We start from the raw sequence: 21,898 nt of genomic DNA on the forward strand, positions 1-21,898 counted from the left end.
GGAGGCATTGCATGAAATCGCTCGACCACGAGCCGGCACTCGCCGCACCGCACGCGCAGGCCGACCACTGGCGATCCCAGCTGGCCTCGCTCACGGAGCCCTCCGGCTTCCTCGCCGACTTCCGGCCGCGGGCCAGCCGTACCGGGACCGAGGCGCGGACCGGTACTCACGCCCTCCGCCTCGGTACGGCCCTCACCGAACGGCTCGACCGAATCAGTCGCGGCAAGCCCGAGATGCTCCATGTCGTCCTCACCAGCGCGCTGGCCGCCCTGCTGTGCCGCCACACCGGCCAGGACCAGGTGGCGGTCGCCCAGCCGACGCGGGGAGCCGCGCCCGAGTTCGCGGGCGGTCCGCTGCTGGTGCGCGTGACGCCCGACGGGACCCTGCGCGAGCTGCTGACCCAGGTCTTCGCCGCCGTACGTGAGGCCGAGCGGCACCAGGACTTCGCGGTGGCCGCCCTCGCCGCCGAACTGGGGCGTGCCGACGTCTTCGAGACCGCGCTGGAGCTGGCGGGGTTCCACGACCCCGGTTACGCCGCCCCCGGCGGCACCCGGTTCGTTGCCGCACGCGAGGACGGCGAACTGGTGGTGAGCCTCCATTACGACCGCCACCGCTTCGCCGAGGCGTCCATGCGGTGCGTCGGCGCCCAGTACGCGCTGCTGCTGGAGGGTGCCACGGCCGAGCCCGACCTGCCGGTGAACCGGATCGAGCTGCGTACCGCCGAGGACGACGCCGTCGTCGAGGCGAGCAATGACACGCGGCAGCCCTTCGACCAGGACGCCACCCTGCACGGCCTGTTCGCCGCCCAGGCGGCCCGCACTCCCGACGCGCCGGCCCTCCTGACCGACGACACGACCGTCACCTTCGCCGAACTCGACGCCCGCTCGGACCGGTTGGCACACACACTGCGCGAGCGCGGGATCGGCCCGGACGCCGTCGTCGCCCTGATCGCGGAGCGCTCGGCGGAGCTGATCACGGGCATCCTCGCCGTCCTGAAGGCGGGTGCCGCCTATCTGCCGGTCGACCCCGCCTACCCGCGCTCCCGCATCGACTACCTGCTCGCCGACAGCTCCGCCCGCCTCGTCCTGCACCAGGCCCGCTTCGCCGATGCTGCCGGCGACACCCCGAGGATCGACCTGGACGACGAGGCGGCGTACGTGGGCGGCACCGGCCCCGTCGAACCGCCGGCCGGCGCCGGTGACCCCGCCTACGTCATCTACACCTCCGGGTCGACGGGGCGCCCCAAGGGTGTCCAGGTGGAACACCGCAGTGTCGTCAACCGACTGCACTGGATGCAGCGCGCCTACCCCGTGGGCCCCGGCGACGTCCTGCTGCAGAAGACCTCCGTCTCCTTCGACGTCTCCGTCTGGGAGCTGTTCTGGTGGTCCTTCACCGGAGCCGCCCTCGCCCTGCCCGCCCCCGGCGCCGAGAAGGACCCGACACAGCTGCTGGCCGTGATCGACCGGCACCGGGTCACCACCGTGCACTTCGTGCCCTCGATGCTCACCATGTTCCTGGGACACCTCGCCCGGTTCGGCGACGGCACCGGACTCGGCACCCTGCGGCAGGTCTTCACCAGCGGCGAGGCGCTGAACCCGGCCCAGAGCGAGAAGTTCGCCGAACTAGTCCCCGGCGCCCGGCTGGTCAACCTCTACGGCCCCACCGAGGCGACGGTGGACGTGACCCACCAGCCGGTGGCCGGGCTCGGCGACCTGGCCCGGCTGCCGATCGGTCGGCCCATCGACAACATCCGGCTGTATGTGCTGGACGCCGAGGGACAGCAGACCGCCGTGGGCATCCCCGGCGAACTCCATGTGGCGGGCGTCGGCGTGGCACGCGGCTACCTCGGGCGGCCCGAGCTGACCGCGGAGAAGTTCGTCACCGGCGAGGCGGTACGGTCCGCGACCGGCGAGGAGCGGCTGTACCGCACCGGGGACCGGGCCCGCCGGCTGCCCGACGGCACGATCGACTACCTGGGCCGGATCGACCTCCAGGTGAAGGTGCGCGGTTTCCGGGTGGAGCCGGGCGAGATCGAGGAGCGGCTGTGTGCCCACGACCGGGTGCGGGACGCCGCGGTCGTCGCCGTGGACGACGGATGGCAGACCTCGCTGCGCGGCTTTGTCGTCCTGGACGGCGAGGCGAGCGAGGCGGCGCTGAAGGAGCACATCCGCCAGGAGTTGCCGGAGTACATGGTTCCGGGTCGCGTCCTCGTGCTGGACGAGCTTCCGCTCACGCCCAACGGCAAACTGGACCGGGCGTTCCTGCGCAGCCCCGAAGCGCTGCGCAGGAAGGCGAGCGCCCATGTGGCGCCGCGTAACGAGCGCGAGGAGACCCTCGCCGGCATCTGGCGGGAGGTCCTCGGTGTCCCGCGGGTCGGTGTGCGCGACAACTTCTTCGCGTTGGGCGGCAACTCGATCCACTTCGTGTCCGTGCTCGCCAAGTCCCGTGCCAGGGGTCTGGACTTCACCTTCCAGCAGCTCTTCCGGCACCAGAGCATCGCACAGCTCGTGGAGTCCATCGACGGCGGCGACCCGTCCGCGACCGTGGTGGCGGACGTGGCGGCCCGTGGCGCCTTCCAGCCGTTCGAGCTGATCTCCGAGGCGGACCGGGCCCTGCTGCCCGAGGACGCGGAGGACGCCTACCCGCTGTCGATGCTCCAGGCCGGCCTGATCTTCCAGACCGAGATCACCGGCGGTCTCGGCCAGTACCACGACGTGCTGAGCTACTCGATCACCGGTGCGTTCGACGCCGACGCGTTCACCGAGGCCGTACGGCGATTGACCGACCGGCACCCGATCCTGCGCACCACCTATCACCTCACCGGCTACAGCGAGTTCCTCCAGATCGTGCACCGCGAGGTGCCGCCGCCACTGACCGTCGACGACCTGCGCCACCTCGACGCGGACGGGCAGGAGGCCTGGCACGAGCGGTGGCTGGCCCGCGAGAAGTCCCGCGCGTTCGTGTGGGTGGAGGGCGGCCTGGTCACCCTGCATGTGCAGGTGCTCGGCGAGGAGCAGTACCGGTACACGGTCAGCCAGCACAACTCGGCGCTGGACGGCTGGTCCATCTCGCTGCTGCACACCCAGCTGTTCGAGCTGTACCACCTGATCCGTGAGGGCCGCGAGAGCTCCCGCCCGCCGGTCGACAACCATCTGCGCAACTTCGTCGGCCTGGAGCAGGAGGCGCTGCGTTCCGCACAGTCGCGGGACTTCTGGCGCCAGGTGATGGAGGACCCGCGGCCCGCCTCCGTGCCCCCCAGGCCCGGTGCCGGGCACACCGACGACTTCACCGTCGTCCTGCGTGACGTGCCGCTGCCCGAAGGCCTCGCCCAGCGCATCGAAGCCACCGCCGACGCCCTGTCGGTGCCCTTCAAGGACGTCCTGCTCGCCGCCCACATGAAGGTCCTCGGACTGGTCTCGGGCCAGGACGCGGTGATGACCGGGTACGAGCACAGCGGCCGGCCCGAGCTGCCCGGCGCGGAGACCACGCTCGGCCTGCATCTGAACACCGTCCCCTTCCAGGTGGCTCTGGCGGGCGGCAGCTGGGCGGACCTCGTGCGCCGGGTCTACAGTGCCGAGCTGGACCTGCTGCCCCATCGCCGCTACCCCATGGCGAAGATGAAGCAGGACCTCGCCACTCAGCGCACGCTGTTCGAGACCACCTTCAACTTCACGCACTTCTACCTGCTGAAGAACCTCAGGCAGCTGCCCGAGTTCTCTCTGCTGGGCATGCGCGTTGACTCGGAGACCGAGTTCCCCTTCCGTACGGAGTTCTCCCGCAACTTCTTCTCCGACGAGGTCGAACTCTGCCTGCACTACCACACCCACCTCTACGACGAGGAGCAGATCGACCGGATCGGCGGCTACTTCGTCCGCGTCCTGCAGTGGATGACGAGCGAGCCGGACGCGCCGCACGAGGCACGGCAGTTGCTCGCCGAGGAGGATGCGGCACTGCTGGGCCACACCGTCGCCGGACCCCGTACCGAGGTCGGCGCGACGGACTCGGCCGCCGGCCCGGCCTCCGCGGCGACCCTCGCCCGCATCCGTACGGCCTGGGCGTCCGTCCTCGGCGTGCCGGACGAGGAGATCGGGGCCGACACCGACTTCTTCGCCCTGGGCGGCAACTCGCTCTCCGCCCTGCGTGTGGTCCTGGAACTGGACGGCCTTGTCACCCTCTCCCACATGACCCGCGTGTCACGGCTGGCCGAGCTGGCCGCGCTCGTGGACACCCGCGAACAGAACGACGAGGAGGAACTGCTGCACCTGCTGTCGGCCACCGCCGAAGGAGCCCGCGCGGCGGTGATCTGCGTGCCGTACCCCTGCGGTCACCCCGTCAACTTCAAACCCCTCGCCGACGCCATCGGCGAGCTGACCGGCGAACTGGTCGTCTACGGCCTCGAACCGCCCGGGCACAACCCCAGCCGTCCCGGAGAGTTCACCGATGTCATCGAGACGGTGGAGCGGACGGTGGCGGAGATCGAACGGAGGGCCGACCTGCCCCTGATCCTGTGGGGCCACTGCGGTGGCGCGGCGGTGACCGTCGAGCTGGCCCGGCTGCTGGAGGAGCGCGGCTTCGACCTGCGGCACGTCTTCATCGGCTCCAAACTGCTGCCGCCCGCCGCCGAGATGCGCGAGTCCGTCGAGATGATCGAGAGCTGGACCGACGACGAGATCATCCGCTACATGGTCGAGGAGACCGGCTACAGCGAACTGGACGGCCTCGATCCGCGGTACGCGTCCTTCACCGGAGATCTTTTCCGGCACGACGTGTGCGGGGGCTACCGCTACTTCATCGGCCTGACCGACAACGGGCCCGACTGGCGGATCGAGACCCCGGTCACCGTCGTCGTCGCCGACGACGACAAGGGACTGACCCACGCGGCCGAGGAGTTCCGCTGCTGGGAGCGCGTTGCCGACCACGTCGACTTCCACCGGCTGGCATCGGGCGGCCACTACTTCATACGCGGGAACCCCGCCGGGACCGGAGAACTCATCCGACGGGTCTGGGCGTTCGCCGCCGAACAGGAGAACTGACATGCAGATTCCCGTGCTGTGCTTCCCCTTCGCGGGTGCCGGTGCCTCCGCGTTCCGCCGCTGCCAGGAGTACGGCAGTGACACCGTCCTCATCACGCCCGTCCAACTGCCGGGCCGGGAGGAGCGATTCGGTGAGGAGCCGTACACCGACGTCGTCGCGGCGGTGGACGACCTGCTGCCGTCCGTGCTGGACCAGGTGGCCGGCAGCCCGGCCGTGGCCCTCTTCGGGCACAGCCTCGGCGCCGTCCTCGCCTACGAGATGGCGCACCGCATCAGCGCGCTCGGCCGGCCCGAGGTGGTCAAGCTGTTTGTCAGCGGTTCCCCCGGCCCCTGGACGCAGCGGGAGACCCGCGCCACCGGCCTGAGCGACGAGGAGTTCCTGCGCCAGGTCCGCGACTTCGCCGGCTACTCCCACCCCGCGCTCGAACACCCCGATCTCCGGGAGATGCTGCTGCCACCGTTGCGGGCCGACGTCGAGATGCACGAGAACTACCGGGCGCCCTCGGACAAGCCGCTGACGGTACCGGTGGTCTCCGTGCGGGGCGCGAGCGACGAACTGGTCTCCCGCGAGGAGGCCGCCGAATGGGAAACCTCCACCACGGCCGGCTGCCGGCAGGTCGAACTGCCTGGCGGACACATGTACCTGGTGGACTCACCCGCCGACCTGGTCCGGCTCCTGGACGCCGAACTCGCGACGCCGGGGGAGGGCCGATGACCCCGGTGCTCTCCGCCGGCCCCCTCGCGGGCAAGGCAGCGATCGTCACGGGCGCGGCCCGCGGTATCGGCCGGGCGTGCGCGCTGGCCTACGCCCGAGCCGGGGCCGACCTGCTCCTCACCGACATCGGCCACGACCTGGAAGGGGTGCCCTACCCGCTGGGCACCCCCAGCCAGTTGGCCCACACGGCTCGGCTGTGCCGGGAGCAGGGGACCACGGTCATCACCGCGGAGGCGGACGTCCGCGACCTGGACGCCGTGCGGAGGGTGACCGACAGCGCCCTGGACCGGTTCGGCCGGATCGATGTGCTGCTCAACAACGCCGGGATCGCCGCCCCTTCGGGCAAGACGGTGCACGACATCGCGCCCGACGAATGGGACCTGATGCTCGACATCGACGTCTCGGGTGCCTGGCGCATGATCCGGTCCGTGGGCGCCGCCATGACCGGCCGCCGCTCGGGCAGCGTCATCAACGTCGCCTCCACGGCCGGACTGGTCGGATACCGCCATTTCGCGGGCTATGTCACGGCGAAGCACGCCCTCGTCGGGCTGACCAAGGCGGCCGCCCTGGACCTCGCGCCGTTCGGGGTGCGGGTCAACGCCCTGTGCCCCGGCTCGGTCCGCGACGACGACGCGGCCGAGGGAACCATGCTGACCGAGATCGCCCGGTCCCTGGAGGTGCCGGTCGAGGAACACGAGGAGACCTTCGTGGCGGCCCAGCCCATGAACCGGCTGATCGAGCCGGAGGACGTCGCGGGGGCGGCCGTATGGCTCGGCTCGGACGACGCACGCCAGGTGACCGGTACGACCGTGACGGTCGACGGCGGATTCACCAGCCGGTGACGAGGGAGGAGGAGCAATGAGGAAGACCGACACGGACCGGCTGTGCCAGGCCGTCGCGCTCCGCGTGCACGCCGGGGCCGACCCGCAACAGCTCGGCCGCGCGCTCGCACACGCCGCGGGCGGCGCCCGCCTGTGGGTGCAGGACGTGGTGGGCGACGCCGACAGCGAGGTCGCCGCCCTGCACCGGGAACGCGAACTGTCTCGCTCCGTGGACCCGCACGTCGGCCCCGGCCTGCGAGCCGTGCTGCTGCGCTACACGGACGCGGTGGCCGACCTGGTCGTGGTCGCCCACCGCGCGGTCCTGGTCGACCCCTACCACCTCGTCCAGGCGGTCCTCGGCGACGCGGACGCGCCGGCCCCTGTGCCGACGGAGCACGGCGAGCGGCTGCGCGAGGCGGTGAACGCGCTCGACCGCACGCAGGCACCCGCATGGGGACTCGGCACGGACGGTGACCCGAGCACCGGCCGGCACACCTTCACGGTGCCCGCGGACGGCGGCCTGCCCGCCGAACTCACCCTGCGGGCCGCGCTGGGCCTGGTGCTGGCCCGCTGCACCGGGCGCGACGAGGTATGGATTGGGGTGGACGCGGAACACGCCCTGACCTTCACCGCCGACGGGTCGCTGACCGTCGCGCAGTACCTGGAACGTGTACGTCAGGCCGTCCCGGCACCCGGCCCCGCCCCCGTGGTCGGCCTGTTCATCACCGACGCGCCCGAGGCACTCACCGGCGAGGGAGTGAAGGCGGAGACCATCGACGTCCGCCCTTTCCTCACCCCCCTGCACCACCTGTCGGTGCACTTCGCCGACGACGGCTCCACGGTCCTCGCCGGGACCTGCCGCTACCGGCGCTCCGCCTTCGACGACGACGCGGTGCGCTGGCTCACCGGCATGCTGGCCACCGCCCACCGCTCCTTGGTGGCGGCCGATCCCGGCACCCCGCTGGCCGGCCTCGCTGTGCTCGACGACTCCCAACGCCACGCTCTGGCCCGGCTGGGAGGCCTGGGGCGCACGGTCCACGTGTCCGACGACCGGATCGAGCAGACCGTGAGCGGCTGGGCGCGGCGACGCCCGGACGCACCCGCCGTCACCTTCGAGGACCGGACGCTGACCTACCGGCAGCTCGATCAGGTGTCCGCCGGATACGCCGCCGGACTGCGGAACCTGGGCGTGCGGGCCGGCGACCGGGTCGGCGTCTGCCTGGAGCGCTCACTCGATCTGGTGGTGGTGCTGCTCGCCGTGCTCAAGGCGGGCGCCACCTACGTCCCGATGGACCCCGCCTATCCGCAGGAACGACTTGCCCACACCACCCAGGACGCCGAACTGAGCCTGGTGGTGACCGAGTCCGGGGAGTTCCCGCGCGGCGAGGACGTCCGGCTCGTGCCGCCCTCGACCCTCGCCTCGACGCAGCAGCCGGACGACGCGGCGGCGCCGCCGTCCGCCGACGCCCCGGCCTACGTCATCTACACCTCGGGTTCCACCGGCCGTCCCAAGGGTGTCGGAGTAGCGCACCGCAACGTTGCCGCGCTGCTCGCCGCCACCAAGGACGACTTCGGGCTCGGCACCGATGACGTGTGGACGCTCTTCCACTCCAGCGCGTTCGACTTCTCGGTGTGGGAGATCTGGGGCTGCCTCATGACAGGCGGCCGGCTGGTCGTCGTACCGTACTGGGCCTCGCGGGACCCCCGGCAGTTCGCCGCGCTGCTCGCCGACGAGCGGGTCACCGTGCTCAGCCAGACGCCGAGTGCCTTCGCGCAGTTGACGCAGCTGGACCGGGAGGAGCGGATCTCCGGCTCGGTGCGCCTCGTGGTCTTCGGCGGCGAACCCCTGGACACCCGTCCCCTCAGGTTCTGGCTGGACCGCCACCCGGAGCAGGAGTGCCGCCTGGTCAACATGTTCGGCATCACCGAGACCACCGTGCACGTCACCGCGCAGACCGTCACCCGGCGTGAGGCGCTCACCGGCTCCCGGTCCGTGGGCCGCCCCCTGCCCGGCTGGCATGTGTACGTCCTCGACCCCGAGGGCCGCGAGCTGCCGCCCGGCGTGCCGGGCGAGATCTACGTCGGGGGCCAGGGCGTGGCCGGACGGTATCTCAACCGTCCGGAGCTGACCGGGCAGCGCTTCCTGCCCGACCCGCACGCACCGGGACCGATGTACCGCAGCGGCGACCGCGGGCGACTGCTGCCCGACGGCCGGCTGGAACATCTCGGCCGGCTCGACAACCAGGTGAAGCTACGCGGCTTCCGTATCGAACTGGATGAGATCCGCGCCCGGTTGCTCGACGCCCCGGCCGTCGATGCGGCGGCCGTGGTGCTCCGCGAGGGCGCCGACGGGGACACGGCAGGGGCCCGGCTGGACGGCTATGTCGTTTTCCGCGCCGACGGCACCGCCACCGGTGACCTCCAGGAGGTACGCCGACACGCGGCCCGCTTCCTGCCCGACCACATGGTGCCGTCCACGCTCACCGAGCTGTCGGCACTGCCACTGACCCCCAACGGCAAGGTGGACACCGCCCGGCTGCCCCTGCCGCTCGCGGACGAGGCCGCCGGTGCGCCCGAGACCGTCGGTGACGACCTGCCCTCACGTCTGCGCGCGGTATGGGAGAAGCTCTTCGGCTTCCGGGTCGGCCCGGACGACGACTTCTTCGCGCTCGGCGGCAACTCCCTGCTCGGCGTGCGCCTGCTGGCGGCGATGCGGGAGCAGGGCCTGCCCACGTTCCCGCTGCCCCAGCTGTATCTGCACCGCACGGTGACTGCCCTCAGCGCGGTCCTGGAAGCGACGGAGGAACGCGCGTGACCCTGCTGCTGATCGGTGCCGGATCGCAGGCCTACCGGGGATACCTGCTCCGCTCCGTGGCCGAGGAGTACGACGTCCACCTGCTCGCCGACCGGGCGCCGACCTGGGAGGCACCGTTTCTGCGCGGGCACACCATGGTGGACACCGCGGATGTCACGGCGTTGCGCGAAGCGGCCCGAGCGCTCTCCTACGAGGGCGTGCTGACCTGGGACGACACTCGGGTCGTGCAGACCGCCCGGCTGGCGGAGGCGCTCGGGCTGCCGGGCGCGGGACCTGAGGCGGCCCTGTGCTGCCGGGACAAGCGGGCCACTCGGGAAGCCCTGGCCCGCGCCGGGGTGCCGCAGGCCCGGTCGGTCCTGGTGACGTCGCTGCCGCAGGCGCGCGCCGCAGCCGCGCGGGTGGGCTATCCGCTGGTGCTCAAACCGCGCGCGCTGAACGCCAGCACCGGAGTGGTGAAGGTCGAGTCGGCGGATGCGCTGGCCCGTGCCTTCCGGCTCGCCCGGGCGGCCACCGCACCGGGAGCGGTGGAGGTGGCGCCCGGCGACGTTCTGGTGGAGGAGTACCTGGACGGCCCCGAGATCAGTGTGGACGCCGCCTGGCACGAGGGCCTTATGACACCGGCGTTCGTGGCCCGCAAGGAATGCGGATTCCCGCCGTACTTCGAGGAGACCGGCCATCTCGTCGACGGCCGGGACCCACTCCTGTCGGACCCGCGGGTGCTGGAGACGGTCCAGGCGGCACACACCGCGGTGGGCTTCACCACGGGCTGGACCCATACCGAGCTGCGGCTCACCGCCGACGGCCCGAAGGTCGTCGAGATCAACGCCCGTATCGGCGGCGACCGCATCCCCGACATCGGACGGCTCGCCCTCGGCGTCGACGCGGCACGCACCGCCGCGCAGGTGGCCTGCGGGCGCCGACCGGATCTGGCGGTACGTCGTCATCAGGTTGCCGCCGTGCGGTTCCTGTACCCGGAGGCGGACTGCATCGCGCGCGAGGTGTGCCTCGAACCGGGCGCGCTGCCCGACTCGGTGGACTCGGCGGTGGCGATCGCGCTGCCGGGCCAGGAACTCAGACTGCCCCCGGCCGGTCATGTGTCCAGCCGGTACGCGCTGATCACCGTGGGGGCGGAGAGCGAGCAGCAGTGCCGCGCCGATCTGGACAAGGCTTCCGAGGCCGTCCGGCTGGAGGTGCTGCGGACCCTGTGAGGCCGGCGTAAGGACCGGGCGGGACGACGCCGGGAAGCCCCCGCGGCCGTCCCGGCGTTCCGCCCGGCAAAAGTGGTGCGATCTTTGACCTTGAGGCGCGAGTGACCTACGGGTTGCTCAGGAAGCCGTTGTTCACCGCCGTGACGAAGGTGCTCCAGCGATCGGCGGCGAACGAGAGGTTCGGGCCGTGGGGCACCTTGCTGTCGCGTACGGAGGCGACGGCGGCGCGGTCGTCGTTGACCTCGATGCAGGCGCCGACGTCGGAGTTGCTGTAGCTGCTTCTTCGCCAGGGCATCAGTTGCTCAACTGCCCCTTCTGTAAGGCCTTGATGAAGGTGGTCCAGCCTTCGGCGGGGGACATGAGGACCGGGCCGAGGGGGGTCTTGCTGTCCCGTACAGGGACGACGGTGGCCTGGTCGTCGGAGACCTCGATGCACTCGCCTCGGTCCTGGTTGCTGTAGCTGCTCATAGTCGGGTAGCCGGGTCACGTTGCCGTGGCCCGGCCCCCTCAGAACCGGACGTGCCAGTCGTCCCGGCATCCGGCTCAAGCAAGCCACATGGGCTTCGCAGGTCAGCAGGTTGATGTGGTCCGTTTGCCATCGCTCGCGTGGTGCTGGCGGTGGCATTCGGAATGAACCACTGCTCCCACTCGCGTGGGCTGCGTGGCTCGTGCTCGGCGTGCAGCAGGAATTCCCCGCATGCGGGACAGCGTCCGCCTTGGCTTCGAAGAAGCCGGGCGGTGTGCTCGTCCACGGGCGGGGCCTTCTTCTTGCGCCGCCGTTCGGTCCAGTACTCGGCCAGGGCGGGGTCATCCGGAGATGCTCCGCCGTGGACCGGGACGTGCCGGACGATCTTCGTCCAGGCGAACTTGGTGAGGTAGGCGCCGCTGTCGCGGTCGCCGAACACCCACCGGTCCTGCCGGGATTTGTGGAACTTGCCGAAGTACCGGGTCGCGACCCAGCCCCTCGACTTGTTCGGGTGCGAACGTCTGGCCCACCGGTAGGTGAGGTGCCAGACGTGGCGGTCCAGGCCGGTGAAGACCCGGCCGGAGACCACGCTCCGGTAGTAGGCCGACCATCCCCGGATAACCGGGTTGAGCCGGAACACCACGGCGGCCGCGTTCGCACCGTGCATGGAGCGCACGTCGGCGGTGAGCCGCTTCCGGAACCGCTTGACCGACTCCTTGCTGGGGGTGATGAGCAGCTTTCCACTGCCCTGCCGATCGACGCGGCGGCGGATGTCGAAGCCCAGGAACGAGAACCCGTCCTCAACGTGGACGATGCGTGTCCTGTCCTCGTTGAAGCGGAGTCCCCTCGGCTCCAGCCACGCCGTGAGACTGGCCTTGACCTGCTCGGCCTGCTCGCGGCTGTGGCACATCGCCACGTAATCGTCGGCGTATCTGACCAGCACAGGGCATCCCTTGACCGTCTCAGCGTCACTGCGTGCGCTGGGCCGGTAGCGGACCCCTGCCGCGTGCTCCATTCCGTGCAAGGCCACGTTCATCAGCATGGGGCTGATCACGCCTCCTTGAGGAGTTCCCTCCTCGGTCGGCGTGAACTCGCCGGACTGGATCACGCCGGCCTTCAGCCAGGCCCGAACCATGCCCCGTGCGGGGAAGGTGCCGAGACTGTCGAGAAGGTGATCGTGGTCGATCCGGTCGAATGCCCCGGCCAAGTCCGCGTCCAGGAGTGAGCCTCGTAACAACGTCCCGGAACTGCGCGCATCCCGAACGGTTTCTGGCCTCGTGCACGACATGGACCGGGTGGGAACCGAACCGCTCTTCACAGGCACTGGCCCACTCATAGAGGGGGTCGGTGGCGAAATGGCAGAAGGAACGGACGGCTTCAGAGTACGAGCGGATCGTCGAGCGCTTCAAATCACGCAATGAGCGCAGATCACCGAGCCACTCGTCGACCATCGCGGACGTCCACTGCCACGGGAAGGCGTTCACGTAGGCCGCGAACGCCTTCACCGTGTTCTCTCGGCCCTCGACCGTCGAGCGGGCCAGGTTCCGCGCGAGCTGCTGGCTGGCGAAGCCGCCCAACATCGCGGTGAGCATCTGCTCCTCCGGCCGGAGCAGTGCGACATCATCCGCCAGGTGCAGTGTCGCCGCCCCCGGCACCGTCCCTCTGAACCTCACCGGCCACCACTCTCCGTAACTCGCATCTGATGCGAGAAAACCGCATCGAGTGCGAGTCGGAGCTGAAACCGCAGACCATCCACCCCCACGAGTGACAAGGACTCCCCGCTACCCCTCGCCAAACGCTACGGTCGCAAGGCACCCTGACGCCTGATGTCGCTGATCAGCGGTCTGAGCCTCACGTCATCCGGCCGCGATGCGCATACCGTCGCCAGTTCGCATCCGATGCAATTGGCGGCGCTCGGAACATCGGTACAGCGGCCAACGCTAAGCCGCTGATCTCGGTCAGGCCGGGGCTCCGAGGGCGTTGACGCGGTTCGCGTACTCGCGGCGTGCCTTGCGCCGTGCCGGGACCGCCGAGGTCCCCGGGGTGCTGTCGAGGGGCTGGCAGAAGTCAAGGAGTTGGCGGTGGATCGCAGGCACGGCGGTGACGCGCAGGGTGTAGCCCTGGCCGCGCCGTACGGTCACGCCCTGGTCGAGCGTGGCGCGCTCGGCGGGCTCCAGGTCGGCGGCGCGGAGGAAGTCGGCGACCTTGCCCGGCATGTCGAGAACGACCGGCAGTTCCGGGGCCGGGGCGCCCGGCTCGGCGGCTGTGTACTCGGGCAGGAGGTCGGCGACAGCGGTACGGATGGCGCCGCGGCTGACGTCGTGGTCGCGGGCGAGGGCCGCGAAGGACCGGCCTTCCAGGTACGCGGTGCGGACGCTGTCGGTCTTCGCGGCCGGGACGGCGGGTCGGCGCCCGCCCTTGTTGCCCTTGGCCTCGGCGGCCCGCAGCCCGTCGTAGGTCAGCTCCCGCTGGAGGTCGCGCTGGAGTTCGCCGGCGGCGGCGAGGGTCTGCACCATGAACTCCACCGTGGACAGCAGCTCGCCGGTGCGCGGGTGGCGGGCGGTGAGGTCCATCGCGGAGAACGCGCCGTCGTGGATGCGCAGGGCGAGGCGGTCGCGGTGGAGGACGTCGAGGATGTGCTGGGTGCCGCGCACGAGGCGGAACATCTCGGAGATGTGGACGGTGTCGCCCGGCCGCGCGTAGGGGAGCAGCTCGCCGAACTTCGGGCGCTCAAGAGGATGGAGGCGGCTGGAGATGCCGCCTTCCTCCTCGAACGTGACCGGCTCCTCGATGTCGGCCTCAGCTAGGACGAGGTTCTGACGGTCGGTCGACTGCTGGTCGGTCGATACCCGCTTGTAGACCAGGTTGGCGATGCCGCTCCCTGTTGTGGTGGTCGCATTCGACCCTAGCTGTCAGCAAACCCTGTCATCAGCTTCCATCGGATCTGATTGGATCCGCGCCGCCGTCAGGTCCCGGAAAGTCCGGGTTCATTGGACGCCCGCCGCACCTGTCGTCGTTCGTTCGTTTGCCGACACTCGGGCGGCGATGGTTGCTGTATCAGTGGCCTTTGCAGGCAGAGGAGATTCTGATCAGCGGTCCGTGGTGAAGGCCAAGGAGACGTTATGGCCACCGAAGCCGAAGGAATTGGCCATTCCCGCGGTCCAAGCTCCTTGACGGGGGCGATCGGAGACAACGTCGAGGTTAATCGCGGGATCGATCTTGTCGAGGTTTCTGGTGGCCGGTGCGATCCCGTCCCGCAGAGCGAGGAGGGTGGCGATCGCGCCCAAGGCTCCGGACGCTCCCAGGAGGTGCCCGGTCATTGACTTGGTGGCGGTGACGACTGGGTGCGTTCCGACGGCCTCTTCCACGGCGTTTGCCTCCGCAAGGTCTCCCTGCGGAGTGGAGGTGGCGTGTGCGTGGACCAGGCCGATGTCCTCGGGTGCCAAGCCGCCCGCTGCCAACGCCATGCGGATGGTCCGCACCTGCCCGGCGGTATCGGAAGCCGTGATGTGCTGGGCGCTGGACGTGACTCCGGCGCCAACGAGTGTGCCGTGGGCACGCGCGCCGCGGTCGCGGGCGAAATCCCTGCGCTCCAGCACCAGGACGGCAGCACCCTCACCTAGCACAAAGCCATTGCGTTCCGAGTCGAAGGGACGGGACGCACTATCGGGTTCGTTGTTCGTCGTGGCGAGGGCCATCATCTGCGCGAAGCCGGCCAAGGGCAGTCCGTGTACACATGCCTCGGTTCCTCCGGCTACGACCACGTCAGCACGGCCGAGACGGATCAGATCCAGGCCCAGGGCGATGGCCTCTGCCCCGGACGCACACGCGCTGACAGGGGTGTGTGCTCCGCCCCGAGCTCCCAGATCAATGCTCACCCAGGCAGCCGGGCCGTTGGCCATCAACATCGGCACGGTGTGCGGAGAGACCTTGCGCGGCCCGGATACCTCCAAAATATCGTCCTGCTCAAGCAAAGACAGCACACCTCCAACACCGGTGCCGATGACGACAGCCAGCCGCTCCGGATCGACGTCGGGACGTCCCGCATCGACCCAAGCTTTACGGGCGCTCACGACCGCTGCCTGCTCGCACCGGTCCATCCGGCGGGCCTCTGTTCGCCGCATGGCTGCTGCAGGGTCCACTCGCATGCGAGCCGCCAGGCGGACCGGCAATGCAGAAGCCCACGGGTCATCAAGAACGGCGACTCCGTTTTTTCCGGCCAACATCGCGGACCACGTCGTTGCAACGTCGCCGGCCAGCGGTGTGGTCGCCCCAAGGCCGGTAACCCACACACCTGCGTCTGCCATGACTTCCTCGTCTCCTAGCGCCTCGGATGGCCACCGCCGACTGTCCTCCAACCGGCCGCGCGCAGTGGTCAGCGGCTGAGGCGGACAATCGGGTGCCGCTGTGATCCACAACCTATCCAACCAACCGTCTGGTTGGGTATGTAGAGTTGTGCCATGTCAAGTAGTGATCACCTAGTAGGAACTCGTGACCGTCTGCTGGCCGCAGGCCGTGAGGAATTCGCCGCCCACGGCATGGCAGGCGCGCGCGTCAGCCGAATCGCGGAGCGGGCGGACGTCAGCAAGGAACGTATCTACGGCTACTTCGGCAGCAAGGAGAACCTCTTCGTCGCTGTCGTCTCCGAGGCCCTCAACGAGCACGCCGTTCTGCTGGGACCACCTTCCGGGGATCCGGCTGAATTTGTCGGCCGGATCTACGACCTCCACCAGCGCAATCCTCAACTGCTTCGCCTGATGATGTGGGAAGCCCTGCAATACGACGGAGACTGCCTTCCAGCCGAGCGGCAGCGGTCGATCCGCTACCAGGAGATGGTGGCGACACTGGCCGCAGCGCTGGGTACGAAGCCGGACGATCGCGCTGCAAGCACTCTTTTGGCTCTCATCGGGATTGCTGTACTGCCCTCCGCCTTCCCCCAGATCACCCGACTGATCCTTGGCTCCACGGGCGACGAGCATACTGACCTGCGCCAGCACCTCGTTGGCTTGGCCCGTCGGATGACTGCCACTCAGCCGCTTCCGTCGGCTCGTGCCGGGCTGAGCGCCATGCCTGGCGAACTGGAGCGCTGAGCCGGGCTCACTCGTCGTTGCCGTCGTCACCGTCGTCGAGATCGGCGGCGTCCGGATCGCGCAGTGGCCGCAAGCCGTCGAACGGCTGGAAGGGGGGAAGCTGTAGCGGCCCAGGACGTTCAGGTTCTCGTGCTTGAGCGGGGAGAGCCGGGCCACGTCCTCGGCACGGAGCTGGGTGACGGCGGCGTCGATGTACCGCGTGGTCCAGAGCACCACGGCATTCAAAACGAGACCCAGCGCGCCACGGTGCTTTTCCGGGCTAAGGAATTGATCACGGCGTGGTCGTGCTTCCTGGCGGCGTGGTTGACCAGGTACTCGGCGCGCTCGTATGACAGCCGACCGTGGCCGGTGTGAGGCAGAGGCCGACGTCCCGAGTGTGCGAGGCCATGTAGCCGCAACAGTTGACCCTGACGCAGGGGCAACCTCTCAGCATGGTGGGCATGACTACGAGAACCAGTGCGATCGAGGTCGCCGGGCTACGCAAGTCGTACGGCGACCACGAGGTAGTCGCCGGAGTCGACCTGATCGTCCCGTCAGGCACCGTCTACGCCCTGCTCGGACCCAACGGGGCCGGCAAGACCACCACAGTCCGAATCCTGTCCACGTTGCTCCCCGCAGACGCCGGTGAGGCTCGGGTCGCCGGGCACGACATACGCAGCGAGGCCGACCAGGTGCGTGCGTCGATCGGAGTGACCGGGCAGTTCTCCGCCGTGGACGAGTTACTGACCGGGCGGGAAAATCTGCGGCTGATGGCCGACCTCGGTCACCTTGAGCGGCGCCATGCGAAGAGCGTGGTAGAGCAACTGCTGGAGGTGTTCCACCTGGCTGATGCCGCCGACCGGCGTGCGGTGACGTACTCCGGCGGTATGAAGCGGCGGCTGGACCTGGCGATGACCCTGGTGGCCGGGCCGCGGCTGATCTTTCTCGACGAGCCGACCACCGGCCTCGACCCGCGCAGCCGCCGTGACCTGTGGGGGATCGTGCGGGAGCTGGTGGCCGACGGGGTCACCGTCTTCCTCACCACCCAGTACCTGGAGGAGGCCGACCAGCTCGCCGACCGGATCGGTGTGCTCGACGGGGGCCGGCTGGCCGCCGAGGGCACCGCGGCCGAGCTGAAGCGGCTGGTCCCCGGCGGTCACATCGAGCTTCAGGCCGCCGACAGTGAGCGGCTGGCCGAGTTGGCGCGCCAGTTCCCCGAGGCGAGCCCGAACGCCGCGGCGCTCACCGTGACCCTGCCGCACGACGGCAGCCTCACCACGCTGCGAAGGCTGTTGGCCGGGATCGACGACGACGCGGTCACCGGGCTCGCCGTGCACACCGCGGACCTGGATGACGTGTTCCTGGCTCTCACCGACCACTCCACCGCCGACGAGTCTCCCGAGGAGGTGCCGGCATGAATAGCGCGACGTATGCCGTCCGCGATTCGGCGACCATGCTGCGCCGCAACCTGAAGCACATGGCCCGGTACCCGTCGCAGACGCTGATGCTGATCGGCCTGCCGCTACTGTTCCTGCTGCTGTTCGTCTACGTCTTCGGCGGCACCATGGGCGCCGGTCTGCCCGGAGCCCCGGCGGGGGACCGCGGCGACTACCTGACGTTCATCACTCCCGGGATCTTGGTGATGGCGGTGGCAAGCGTGTCCATCAGCACCGCGGTCTCGGTCGCCACCGACATGACAGGCGGGATCATCGACCGGTTCCGAACCATGGCCATCGCCAAGGTCTCGGTGCTCACCGGCCACGTGCTCGGCGCGATGGTCCAGACCGCGCTGGCACTCGCAACGGTCCTTGGCGTGGCGTTCCTGCTCGGTTTGGAGACCGCCGCCTCGACGATGCAGTGGTTGGGCCTGGCCAGTCTGCTCGCGCTGCTGTCGTTCGCGATGACCTGGTTCACCGTGGCGCTGGGCCTGGCCAGCCCGAACCCGGAGGCCGCGAGCAACTGGCCGATGATCTTCATCATGCTGCCGTTCGTGGGCAGCGGGTTCGTGCCGGTCGAGTCAATGCCGACCGGGCTGCGGTGGTTCGCCGAGTACCAGCCGTTCACGCCGATCATGAACGCCTTCCGCGGTCTGCTGGCCGGATCGCCCGATGGTTCGGACGTGCTCTGGGCCATCGGCTGGTGTGTGGTGATCGGGCTGGTCGGCTACCTCTGGTCGCGGCGTCTCTACCGGACCCGGGCTGCGAACTAGGAGACTGGTCTGATGCTGACTATCGGCGAGCTGGCGTCGTATGCCGGAGTGACGGTGCGCGCGGTTCGGCACTATCACGCCAAGGGGCTGCTGCCGGAGCCGGAGCGGGACCACTCCGGCTATCGGAGGTATGACGCCGGTGCCGTAGTCGAGTTGGTCAAGATCCGGACCCTCGCCGAGGCCGGGGTCCCGCTGGCGCGCGTGCGGGAGCTGCTGCAGGCGGACGAGGAGGAGTTCGCCGGGGCAGTCGCAGATATCGACAAGCGGCTGCGGGCGGAGATCCGGGAGCGGCAGCGGCACCGCGAGCGGATCGCCCGCCTCGCCGCCGGGGACAACCTGGCACTGCCCCAGGAGGTGGTCGAGTTCCTTGACCGGCTGCGGGCGCTCGGGGTCGACGAGCGAATTGTCCAGGTCGAACGCGACGGCTGGATCCCGCTGGCCGCGCGCTCACCCGAGCGTGTCCCGGAGTGGATGGCACGCAAGCGGGAGCAGATCGTCGACCCGCAGATCACCGACTTCTATCTCACCCTGAGCAAAGCTCTCGACCGCACCGACGACGACCCACGGCTGGTCGAACTGGCCGACAAGTTGGCCGCCTACATCACGCAGATGGCCAACGAGCAGGGCGAGTTCTACGTCGACGACACCGACATCGAGCCACCGTTCGCCCAGCTACTGGACACACATGTGTACGAAACACTGCCGCCGACCCGTCGGCTGATCGAGTTGCTGACGAAGCGAGGCTGGACCGGCTGGACCAAGCTTGAGCGCGTGAACCCAACTCAGGGTGCGGCCGGAACACGGTAGGAAGACGCTGCGGTGCGGCGTTCCTGGCGGGTGGGCCCTGCTGATCTTCACTGCCCCAGCCAGTCTCTGCGGCGTCCCAAAGCCACGTGCAACTGAGGTTCAGTGGGCTGAACCTCAAGGCCCGTACTGTCGCATGGTGGATCGAGGCTTAGTCGAGAGCAGTTCCTGACCCTTCGCGCAACCACAGCGGAACAGACACTCCATCTCTCCGCCGACGTCACCGCCGACCACTCCTGCTGACCCGGCCGGATGCCACTCGCAAGGGCGCGACGATCAAGGATCGCCGCGCCCTCATGTCCTTGCCGGATGTCGGACGGTCAGGAGGCGGTGCGGGCCCCGATCGTGGGCGCCGATGTGTTGCCGTTGGCCATGACGGTGAACCCGAAGGCCGTCGACGTCGAGGCTGCCGTCGCCGTTCGGCTTCATCGTCATCACATTGCCGCTGTGTCCCAGATGGGGCTGCCGTTGCAGGTCACGGAGACCTTCTGCGGCGAGGTGACGGCCACCGGCACCGTCCAGCTGCTGATCGGGGGCTCCCGGCCCTCACCGTCACCTGCCCGTTGGATTCGGTGCGTTACATATCTCCGTGATGGTCGATGTTCTGAAACGACGTCGGGACGACAGCTGTGAGTGAGGGCTGCGCTGACGGCTGGAGAATCCGCAGCTGATGGCTTGCGTCGTCTCCGGGTCCGACCGTTATCGATATGTTATAGGCGTTACAGTATGGCGAAAATATGCCTGAGGTGTAACGTGCGGGCATCCGGTCGGCGGTGAACCAACCGCACGGCAGTTCCGCGAGAGGGGTCCGTGTTGCACACCCGCCCAGTCCGCCGCGCAGTAGCGGCCACTGCACTGTTGATCGCATCGTCCACGACGCTGTCCGCATGCGGAAAAGACGGCGCCGTCGATGGTGCTGCCGCTCCCGCAGGCGATGTCACCGTCGCGGGTGTGCACGTCACCCGCGACGCGAAACTCCACGCCTCCCTGCCCCCGGCCGTCAGGTCCAGCGGCACGGTCCGGGTGGCCACCGACGTACCGTATGCGCCGTTCGTCATGTTCAAGACCGAGGGGCAGCCCGAGCTCACCGGGCTCGACTACGACCTCGGCCAGGCGCTCGGCGCCAAGCTGGGAGTGCGATTCGCCTTCACCGCCCAGAAGTTCGACGGCATCGTGCCCGCCGTCCAGGCCGGCAAGTTCGACGCGGTCATCTCGGCCATGACCGACACCAAGGAACGACAGCGGGTCCTGGACTTCGTGGACTACTCCGTATCGGGCTCGGGAATCCTCGTGGTCAAGGGGAATCCGGACCGGATCGCACGGCTCGACGATCTCTGCGGCAAGAAGGTCGGTACCCAGGCGGCCACCCACCAGCTGGAAGTGCTGAAGGCTCATCAGGCCAAGTGTGCCGAAGCAGGCAAGGGTGCCATCTCCATCCAGACATTCCCGAAGGATTCCGACGCCCAACTCGCCCTGCGCTCACGGAAAGTGGTCGCTGATCTGGTGACGAAGCCCGGCGCCGGCTGGACGGCGAAGACCGCCGACGGCGGCCGCGCCTTCGAGGTCGTCGAGGACCCCGCCGCAGGCGGCGGCTACGAGGCAACCCCCAACGGCATCGGTGTCAGCAAACAGCTTCCCGGCCTGACCGACGCGATCCAGAAAGCCGTACAGGCACTCATCGACGACGGTACGCTCGGCAAGATCTGCGACAAGTACGGCGCCGCCTCCATCGCGGTGAAGCAGGCCACCAAGAACGCGGCGGTGTCCTGACATGGCCGCCCTCACACCCGCCGGGGCCGTACGCGGCGCCCAGGCCACCGCACCGCCTGCAGAGGAGAGCCTCACCGTCGTACCGATCCGCCACTGGGGCCGATGGCTGGCCGCCGCGGCAGCCCTCACCGCCCTCGTCGGCCTGATCGGCTCCCTCGCCGGGAACAAGAACCTGCACTGGGACATCGTCGGGCACTACGTCTTCGCCGACCTCGTCTTCAACGGCCTGGCCACCACCCTGTGGCTCACCGCGGCAGCCATGGCCGTCGGCCTCGGGCTGGGCGTTCTCGTAGCCGTGATGCGCCTGTCGTCCAACCCCGTACTCCGCGCCCTGGCGAACGCGTTCGTCTCGGTCTTCCGCGGCACCCCGCTACTGGTCCAGATCATCTTCTGGGGATACGCGGGCGCTCTCTACAAACACATCCTGATCGGCATCCCGTTCACCCACATCACCTTCCTGGACATGGACACCAACACGGTGCTCACCCCCGCGGTCGCCGCACTCCTGGCACTGGGGCTGAACGAGGCGGCCTACGCGAGTGAGATCGTCCGCGCGGGTATCCAGTCCGTCGACGCGGGACAGACGGAGGCCGCCCACTCGCTCGGCATGCAACCGGCCCTGACCACCCGGCGCATCGTGCTGCCCCAGGCCATGCGGGTCATCATTCCTCCGCTGGGGAACGAGACGATCAACATGCTCAAGATGACCGCTCTGGTCTCGGTGATCTCCGCCCACGACCTGATGTCCAACATCCAGGACGTGTACGCCCAGAACTACCAGGTCATCCCCATGCTCGTGGTCGCCAGCATCTGGTACCTGATCCTCGTCACGGCACTGGGCCTGCCACAGTCCTGGCTGGAGCGCCGTTACGGCCGTGGCACGGCACTCGCCACCCCTGCCACCGGGCCGCTGCAACGCCTCGTCGCGGGTGCCGCACTCCGGATCTCCCGCACCGGCCCCGCTGCATCGACCGACTCGAAGGGATGA

General features: G+C 69.3%; 16 protein-coding genes and 1 pseudogene. 11 read left to right on the forward strand and 6 right to left on the reverse strand.

Annotated features, from left to right (window positions below; genetic code table 11):
- Positions 1–11: 11 nt before the first annotated feature.
- Genes OG609_RS39345 through OG609_RS39365 form a run of 5 tightly spaced genes read left to right on the forward strand, consistent with a single transcriptional unit; the run spans position 12 to position 10,592 of the window.
- Complete coding sequence (locus OG609_RS39345; protein ID WP_327277183.1) at positions 12–5,033, forward strand: non-ribosomal peptide synthetase; 5,022 nt, start codon at positions 12–14, stop codon at positions 5,031–5,033.
- 1 nt (position 5,034) lies between these two features.
- Positions 5,035–5,748, forward strand: a complete 714-nt coding sequence (locus OG609_RS39350; protein ID WP_327277184.1) for a thioesterase II family protein — start codon at positions 5,035–5,037, stop codon at positions 5,746–5,748.
- A complete protein-coding gene (locus OG609_RS39355; protein WP_327277185.1) occupies positions 5,745–6,590 on the forward strand; it encodes an SDR family oxidoreductase in 846 nt (281 codons plus the stop codon). Before OG609_RS39350 ends, OG609_RS39355 begins: the two co-directional genes overlap by 4 nt.
- Positions 6,591–6,606: 16 nt before the next feature.
- Positions 6,607–9,384 (forward strand): amino acid adenylation domain-containing protein, encoded by a 2,778-nt coding sequence (locus OG609_RS39360; RefSeq protein WP_327277186.1) that lies wholly within the window; start codon positions 6,607–6,609, stop codon positions 9,382–9,384.
- Positions 9,381–10,592 carry an ATP-grasp domain-containing protein gene (locus OG609_RS39365; protein ID WP_327277187.1) on the forward strand — a complete coding sequence of 404 codons (1,212 nt, stop codon included), beginning with the start codon at positions 9,381–9,383 and terminating at the stop codon, positions 10,590–10,592. Before OG609_RS39360 ends, OG609_RS39365 begins: the two co-directional genes overlap by 4 nt.
- Positions 10,593–10,698: 106 nt before the next feature.
- Here the strand turns inward: OG609_RS39365 and OG609_RS39370 are convergent, their stop codons facing one another.
- From OG609_RS39370 to OG609_RS39390, 5 genes are all read right to left on the reverse strand, one after another.
- On the reverse strand, positions 10,699–10,887 hold the full coding sequence (locus tag OG609_RS39370; protein ID WP_327277188.1) for a DUF397 domain-containing protein: 189 nt from the start codon (positions 10,885–10,887) through the stop codon (positions 10,699–10,701).
- On the reverse strand, positions 10,887–11,060 hold the full coding sequence (locus OG609_RS39375; RefSeq protein ID WP_327277189.1) for a DUF397 domain-containing protein: 174 nt from the start codon (positions 11,058–11,060) through the stop codon (positions 10,887–10,889). Before OG609_RS39375 ends, OG609_RS39370 begins: the two co-directional genes overlap by 1 nt.
- Positions 11,057–12,265, reverse strand: coding sequence for a reverse transcriptase domain-containing protein (locus tag OG609_RS39380; RefSeq protein WP_327277190.1), 1,209 nt, complete (start codon positions 12,263–12,265; stop codon positions 11,057–11,059). Before OG609_RS39380 ends, OG609_RS39375 begins: the two co-directional genes overlap by 4 nt.
- Before the next feature lie 751 nt (positions 12,266–13,016).
- Positions 13,017–13,931, reverse strand: coding sequence for a recombinase family protein (locus OG609_RS39385; protein ID WP_327278342.1), 915 nt, complete (start codon positions 13,929–13,931; stop codon positions 13,017–13,019).
- 216 nt (positions 13,932–14,147) lie between these two features.
- On the reverse strand, positions 14,148–15,365 hold the full coding sequence (locus OG609_RS39390) for a beta-ketoacyl-[acyl-carrier-protein] synthase family protein (RefSeq protein ID WP_327277191.1): 1,218 nt from the start codon (positions 15,363–15,365) through the stop codon (positions 14,148–14,150).
- 153 nt (positions 15,366–15,518) lie between these two features.
- On the opposite strand from OG609_RS39390, the gene OG609_RS39395 reads away from it, so the two are divergent.
- A complete protein-coding gene (locus OG609_RS39395) occupies positions 15,519–16,148 on the forward strand; it encodes a TetR/AcrR family transcriptional regulator (RefSeq protein ID WP_327277192.1) in 630 nt (209 codons plus the stop codon).
- A 7-nt stretch (positions 16,149–16,155) separates the two neighbouring features.
- Here the strand turns inward: OG609_RS39395 and OG609_RS39400 are convergent.
- Positions 16,156–16,403 (reverse strand): annotated as a pseudogene (locus tag OG609_RS39400) (Tn3 family transposase); the annotation flags it as partial.
- A gap of 185 nt (positions 16,404–16,588) precedes the next feature.
- Between OG609_RS39400 and OG609_RS39405 the strand changes: the two are divergent.
- The 5 genes from OG609_RS39405 to OG609_RS39425 all read left to right on the forward strand — a co-directional run bounded on the left by OG609_RS39405 (position 16,589) and on the right by OG609_RS39425 (position 21,898).
- The gene (locus tag OG609_RS39405) at positions 16,589–17,545 is read left to right on the forward strand and encodes an ATP-binding cassette domain-containing protein (protein WP_327277193.1); all 957 of its coding nucleotides are present in this window, start codon (positions 16,589–16,591) and stop codon (positions 17,543–17,545) included.
- Positions 17,542–18,336 (forward strand): ABC transporter permease, encoded by a 795-nt coding sequence (locus OG609_RS39410; RefSeq protein ID WP_327277194.1) that lies wholly within the window; start codon positions 17,542–17,544, stop codon positions 18,334–18,336. Before OG609_RS39405 ends, OG609_RS39410 begins: the two co-directional genes overlap by 4 nt.
- A 12-nt stretch (positions 18,337–18,348) precedes the next feature.
- Positions 18,349–19,143 (forward strand): MerR family transcriptional regulator, encoded by a 795-nt coding sequence (locus OG609_RS39415; RefSeq protein WP_327277195.1) that lies wholly within the window; start codon positions 18,349–18,351, stop codon positions 19,141–19,143.
- 855 nt (positions 19,144–19,998) lie between these two features.
- Positions 19,999–20,910, forward strand: coding sequence for an ABC transporter substrate-binding protein (locus OG609_RS39420; RefSeq protein ID WP_327277196.1), 912 nt, complete (start codon positions 19,999–20,001; stop codon positions 20,908–20,910).
- A 1-nt stretch (position 20,911) separates the two neighbouring features.
- On the forward strand, positions 20,912–21,898 hold the full coding sequence (locus OG609_RS39425; RefSeq protein ID WP_327277197.1) for an amino acid ABC transporter permease: 987 nt from the start codon (positions 20,912–20,914) through the stop codon (positions 21,896–21,898).

This window comes from Streptomyces sp. NBC_01224 (assembly GCF_036002945.1).
Lineage (GTDB): Bacteria > Actinomycetota > Actinomycetes > Streptomycetales > Streptomycetaceae > Streptomyces.